The sequence below is a fragment of the Novacetimonas hansenii JCM 7643 genome, assembly GCF_000964405.1.
Lineage (GTDB): Bacteria > Pseudomonadota > Alphaproteobacteria > Acetobacterales > Acetobacteraceae > Novacetimonas > Novacetimonas hansenii.
Genome location: NZ_BANE01000316.1, coordinates 1 through 6,753, shown reverse-complemented (window position 1 = coordinate 6,753; position 6,753 = coordinate 1). Strand labels below are relative to the sequence as shown.

Annotated in this window: 3 protein-coding genes; 1 reads left to right on the top strand and 2 read right to left on the bottom strand. The window is 59.2% G+C overall.

The genetic code is table 11. From position 1 onward, the window contains the following. Together B7G66_RS15935 and B7G66_RS15930 are read right to left on the bottom strand one after the other, a co-directional pair. Window positions 1–1,026 (bottom strand): IS701 family transposase (locus tag B7G66_RS15935; RefSeq protein WP_048859385.1); only part of this gene is annotated, 1,026 nt, incomplete at its 3' end. A 286-nt stretch (window positions 1,027–1,312) separates the two neighbouring features. Beyond that, a complete protein-coding gene (locus B7G66_RS15930; protein ID WP_003621488.1) occupies window positions 1,313–3,739 on the bottom strand; it encodes a TonB-dependent receptor in 2,427 nt (808 codons plus the stop codon). Window positions 3,740–4,087: 348 nt separating this feature from the next. On the opposite strand from B7G66_RS15930, the gene B7G66_RS15925 reads away from it, so the two are divergent. Then, on the top strand, window positions 4,088–6,610 hold the full coding sequence (locus B7G66_RS15925) for an excinuclease ABC subunit UvrA (RefSeq protein WP_003621492.1): 2,523 nt from the start codon (window positions 4,088–4,090) through the stop codon (window positions 6,608–6,610). The last annotated feature ends 143 nt before the right edge of the window (window positions 6,611–6,753 follow it).

The window sequence follows — 6,753 nt, the reverse complement described above, 5'->3', positions numbered from 1 at the left end:
TCTCCAGCGCGTGCCTTCAACGTTCACGAGTTCCTGCATGGTTGTTCCTTTCGGACACCATGTCGTAAAACAGGCAAGGTCTCCATCGGCGATGTTCCGGCGGATCAACAGGCCACGTGTCCATGATCCGGCTATAGGGCAGTCAAATTCTTCAGCATCCAGATCGGCAAGCGGAAGATACGCCCAGTCATACAGCCTCTCACCTTTTGTGCCGTGTCCCGCGGACAGACGGTGCCAGTCCTGCTCTGGAAGATTTGCGGCAATATCTTTGGCTTCTCCTGCAATCAGCGGGCCTGTCGCCCATGACCCGAACCAGTGATTGCCTCTGACCCCAAGTACATATCCAATTCCTGCCCGGCGAAGCGTGCGTTCCACATCGCCGACGCCATACACGCTGTCTGCTGCAACCCAGCGGAAGGGCACACCGGCCTCAATACTCCGCTCAATCATCATCGAGGCTAACGCCGGTTTGGTTGCAAACACCACGTCATCAGGAACGTGGGCCTGCTTCAGGCGCTCACGGCTCGATGTCCAGTCTTTTGGAAGATACAGGGCGCGGTCAACAAAGGCATGGCCCCGCGCCGATACATAGGTGGCAAATACACCAATCTGGCAGTTCGTGATCTTGCCGGCAGAGCCCGTATACTGCCGCCCCACACCGCAGGACGCCTGACCTTTCTTCAGAAAACCGGTCTCATCGATGACCAGCACGCCATCTTCAGTGCCCAGATGCTCGATCACATAATCCCTGACGACATCACGAAGGGCATCGGCATCCCAATGCCCGCGCCCCAGAAGCGCCTGCTGCCGCCATGGACCAGGATCTCCCGCGGCTTCCGCTCGCATCCATCCCGTCTTGCGTGGTTCATTACCAATCAGAACGTCAAGGAAGGCACACGCAGAAGCCGCAACTCGCTTCTGCGTAAACAACGGCACGATCCGCTCTTTGGCTGCCCTAAGCCCGGACGCCCATAATTCCAGCGTCTCTTCAATAGACGCACCGCCACTCATCATATCCTGAATCATGGTTACCCATAGATTCAGAAATCAACATAATATGCAACTGTAGTGCTAAAACGCGATGGCCCGTCAAGGAAAACGCCTGCCCCGTGTTATCGGGACAGGCGTTTTTTGAAAAGGTCTGGCTGGAAACAGTGAAAGTCCCTGATTGTCACATTTTTGAAAAAATATGACGTTTGTTTGTGGCTTTTAAAACATTCACCAGGGACTTTTTAAATTCAGACAGTCGAAGGGGACGCATCCTGTCATGCGATGCGGCCCCCGAAAACTTTCTGAAATCCCGTCCTGCCGATCAGAAACTTGCCCCGACCGTCAGGAAGAACATGCGCGGTGCAATCGGGAAGGCTGTGTACTGGCCACTTGCATTATTGGTGTTCAGGGTGGACCACCCACGTGTGCCCGTCAGGTTGGTGATGTTGCCCTGTATTTTCAGGCCCTGCACATGCGGGATGTTGCGGATGGTGTATCCGGCATTGATGCTGAACAGGGCATAGGCCTTGGCCGACAGGTCATTGGTGAAGGTGGTGTACCGCCGCCCGATCACGTCGCCGACGAACTGCCCATAGAAATCGCCCCAGTTGGTGGAGGCCACGAATTTTTCGGTCCAGTTCGGGATGCCCGCGACATTCTTGCCCGCCGTCGGCACAACTGTCGTCCCGGTCACGTAATTGTCGTTATAGACCGACTTGTTATACGAAAGCGCATTATAGAAGGAGAAATGCGGCCCGAACTGTGCCGTCATGGAAAAGTCCATGCCGTCGGTAGTGACCGATCCCACATTGGTCAGGATGCTTGCACTGCCGATGATGTAGGACACGTTGCTGTTATAAGGCGAGGACGCGACCGACAGCAGGCGGTTTGAATAATGCACGTGGTAATATTCAAGCTGTCCGCTGATGTTCGTCAGTGGACCAAGGTGGACATGGCGGTTGGTGCGCAGGCCGGTTTCATATGTCCATGCGGTTTCGACCTTGCCGTGCTTCTTGAAATCCTCGAACGCGGCCTGGCTGGTCATGCCCCACGGGCTGGCATTCCCATAACCGGTATCCTGGAAAGAACGCATGTTCTCCTGGATGTTTGCAAACCACTGTTCATGCGGCGTGATGTTCCACAACGCACCGAATGCGGGCAGGAAGGGCTTGACCGTATTGACGTTGCCACCGGGGATGGTGCGCGCGGTCGAAGGCGACAGCGATCCCGGCAGGGCCGCGACCGGCAGGGTGCCATCGGTATAGACCAGTTCCGACTTGAACCCGGCGCTGAGCATGAAATTCTTGGTGATCTGCCAGCTATCCTGCAGGTGGGTCGTGATGGTGTTGGTATAAAACAGGTTGGTATATTGATGGATCAGCGGGTTCTGCTGCCGGTCATACGGGCTGGTGGGATTGTCGATATTGAATGCGTACCAGCGCCGGGCCTGCGTATTGTCGTTGCGTTCGTACCAGCCGCCCAGTTCAATGTTGTGGTGGCCGACCTTGTAATGCAGGGTGGACATGATGCCGCCCCGGTTGTCCCAGTATTCCGTCGTGCGCGTCGCCATGCCCGAACCGCCGAACACGCCCGAAAGCTGGGAGGAGGAATCGTTGGGGAAATAGGCGCTGAACAGGGTCGGCAGGCCGGCGGCGCTGATCGGGCCTGCGACGACGCCTTCGCCCATGTCGTGATGGTAATAGATCTGGTTGTCCCAATGCAGGTTGGACGTGAAATCATGTGTCCATTTCACATACGCCAGGAAATCCTCGCGCTGTGCATCGGAATAGTAATTGCGATAATTGTTGCCCGCGGCCTTGTAGGCGGCGGAACCGTTATAATAGTTCACCGCTTCCTTCAGGTTCGGATACAGGAACGGGCGCACATACATGCTGCCGCCAGCGGGTTCGACGATGCCGTCTTCGTTGGGTTCGGTCTTGTCTGACCAGTCGAAGAAGGCCGTGACCTTGTCCTTGGACCCCTGATGGACGAACTTGGCGTTCACCTGGTTGCCGCCCTGGTGTCCCGCGAAATCCCATGCCCGTGCATCCTGCCGCGCCCACGAGAAATAGGCCGAGTTGCCGTTGCCGAAATCGCCGGTGTCAACACGTGCAAAGGTACGGAATGTCGACCAACTGCCGAATGTCTGCGAAATCTGCCCGCCTGCCTTGTGCATCGGGTCCTGCGTCGTGAATTGCAGCGAACCGCCAAGGTTGGATGTCGATGCAGTGCCCAGCGCACCCGCGCCCGTCGCGACCGAGGCGGAAGCGATGTTTTCGCTCAACGCCGCGCGCTGTGGTGACAGGCCGTTATAGTTGCCATAGGACTGATCGCCCAACGGGACACCATCAAGGGTAAAGCCAAGCTGGTTCTGGTTGAAGCCGTGGATGTACAACGACGAATTCTGTTCGTTATTGCCCCATGGGTCCGCATTTTCAAAGACAACACCAGGAAGAATCTCAAGCGCCTTGACCGGGTTGATGCCGGGCAGGATGCGCTGCAACTGGGTGTGGTTGACGCTCTGTTCCGAACGGGTGCGTCGGGACGTCGCCATGATCTGTTCCACATTCGATGTGGAGAACTCGCCTTTTTCCTTTTTTGATGTTGCGTTGGTCTTGTGGGGGGTGCGGGTGGACTTCTTCTCTGCCGTGGGGGTCTGTACTGTCTGGGCATGGGCAACGGACAGCGCAATGGCAGAGCAGAACAGGCCAAGGGCAATACGACCACTGCGGATCAACTTGGGTGGCACCTGGGATTCTCCTGAGTGAAAAGGCAGGAGATGATCTATCGGCACCTTTGCATTATTTCATGTGAAGGTTTCATGACAGTGCGCGCATGCAACACCATGCCCGTGAAATGACGATTATTGTGGGCATTATTGAGGTTTTCGCCGTTTATGTTGTAACGACGCGCCCGTTCATCCCGGCAGGATAAATGCCAAAGATGGATAATACCCCGCTATGCCGGGACATGTGACGGGCCGTACTGTCCGTGCCGGTACCATGCCCATGTACTCAATATGCCTATGCAGGTGGCGGGGTTGAACGTGCGCGCGCGCGGTGGGATCATGGCGTGACCTTATGCCGGAGTTCGCATCATGCCGCCATCCATTCCCCCCATATCACCGGACCGGCGGAATTTCGTGCGTGTGCGCGGTGCGCGCGAACATAACCTGCGTGATGTGGAGATTGATGTGCCGCGCGATACCATGGTGGTGTTCACCGGGGTGTCTGGGTCGGGCAAGTCCTCTCTGGCGTTTGGTACCTTATATGCAGAGGCACAGCGCAGGTACCTTGAATCCGTCTCTCCCTATGCACGGCGTCTGTTTCAGCAGATGCCGGTGCCTGATGTGGACATTGTCGATGGCCTGCCCCCCGCCATCGCGTTGCAGCAGCAGCGCGGCGGCAGTTCGGGCCGGTCATCGGTCGGCAGCATCACCACGCTGTCGAACCTGATGCGCATGCTCTATTCGCGCGCGGGCACCTATCCTTCCGGTCTGGCACGGCTGGAGGCGGAATCATTTTCCCCCAACACGCCCATGGGGGCGTGCCCGCGCTGTCACGGGCTGGGCCGTGTCCATGATGTGACGCAGGCCACGTTGGTCCCCGATGACGGCCTGTCGATCCGCGATCGCGCCGTCGCCGCGTGGCCCACCGCATGGCAGGGGCAGAACCTGCGTGATATCCTGATTACCATGGGCATTGATGTGGATTGCCCCTGGCGCGACCTGCCGCGCAAGACGCGTGACTGGATTCTGTTTACCGATGAAACGCCCACTGTCCCGGTCTATCCGGGCCTGACGCATGCGCAGGTGCAGGCCGCGATCGCCCGTGGGGTTGAACCCGCGTATCAGGGAACGTTCACCGGTGCGCGCCGATACGTCACACAGACCTTCGCCAATTCGCAAAGTGCGAACATGCGCGCGCGTGCGGCGTCGTTCATGATCTCCACCGACTGTCCGCTCTGTCATGGGCAGAGGCTGAACCCCGATGCGCTGCGTGTGACGTTCGCGGGGATGAACATCGCGGCGATGGGGGCGCTGCCGCTTGGGCGTATCCGTGGCGTGCTTGCAGGTGTGGCCGATATGGCCGCGGGTACGGGTGACGATGCCATCGCGATCGCGGCGCGCCGGATTGCCGCCGACATGGTCGCGCGCATCGACGTGCTGATGCAGCTCGGGCTTGGATACCTGCAGATGGAACGCGGGGTGCAGACGCTCTCGCCCGGTGAGTACCAACGCCTGCGTCTGGGAACGCAGATCCATTCCAGCCTGTTTGGCGTGGTCTATGTGCTTGACGAACCGTCATCGGGTTTGCATCCGGCCGATACGCAGGCGTTGCTGGGTGCGTTGGGGCGGCTGTGTGCGGCGGGCAATTCGCTGTTTCTGGTCGAACATAACCTTGATGTCATCCGTCACGCCGCATGGATTGTCGATGTCGGGCCGGAGGCGGGGGAGCGTGGGGGCGAAATCCTGTATTGCGGCCCGCCGGAGGGGTTGCGCGATGTCGCGGCGTCACGCACGCGCGAGTACCTGTTCGCCACGTCGCAGGCCGTAACCCATACGCCGCGTACGCCGCAGGGCTGGCTGAGGCTTGCGGATATTCACTGGAACAATCTTGACGGGCTGGAGGCCGCCTTTCCATTGGGGGCGTTTACATCCGTGACCGGGATTTCGGGGTCGGGGAAATCCTCGCTGGTCAGTCATGCGCTGACGGGCATCGTCGCGCGCGCACTGGGGCAGGCCCTGCCGGTGGCGGACGACGACGACGGGGACACGCAGGCCCCGACCCCCGAAATCCGCCATCCCGAGGGGCGCATCGCCTCCGGGCTGGAGGGAATCGGGCGCCTTGTGGTGATTGACCAGAAGCCCATCGGTCGCACCCCGCGTTCAAACCTTGCGACCTATACCGGCCTGTTCGACATTGTGCGCAGGCTGTATGCCCGTACCGACCTTGCCCGCGCGCGCAGGTATGATGCGGGGTGGTTTTCCTTCAACCTGGCCAAGGGACGGTGCCCGCACTGCCAGGGGGCTGGCTCGGTGATGGTCGAACTGCTGTTCCTGCCCAGTGTCTATGCCCCGTGCCCGACATGCCATGGCGCGCGTTACTGGCCGGAGGTGCTGGAGGTGACATATCGCGACCGTTCCATCGCCGATGTGCTGGCGATGAATGTGGATCAGGCGCTGGCGTTCCTGTCGGATGTGCCCAACGCCGCGACGTGTCTGTCGATCCTGCAACGCAGCGGCCTTGGGCACCTGCGGCTGGGTCAGCCCGCGACCGAACTGTCGGGGGGCGAGGCGCAGCGCATCAAGCTTGCGACCGAACTTCAGAAACAGCGGCGTGGGCATACGCTGTATGTGCTGGATGAACCGACGACCGGGCTGCATCCTTCCGACGTGGATCGCCTGTCGGCACACCTGCATGAACTGGTGGATCAGGGGAATACCGTGATCGTGGCCGAACATGACATGCGCATGGTCGCGGGCGGGGACTGGGTGATCGACATGGGGCCCGGTGCGGGTGAAGAAGGCGGCACGATCGTCGCGGCCGGCACACCGCAGGCAGTGGCGCAGGCCACCGGCAGTGCCACGGCGCCGTTCCTTGCGCGGTATGTAGGGTAGGCTCTTTTTTGGCAATGATCTTTCAAAGGAACATCTGAAATTTCCCATTTATTCTCAATGCATTAGGGATCATTTGGAAATAACGCACTGATAAAAGAGAAGTTTTTGGGTGCCGCCTTTTGATCGAAAAAGGCGGCGTCTTC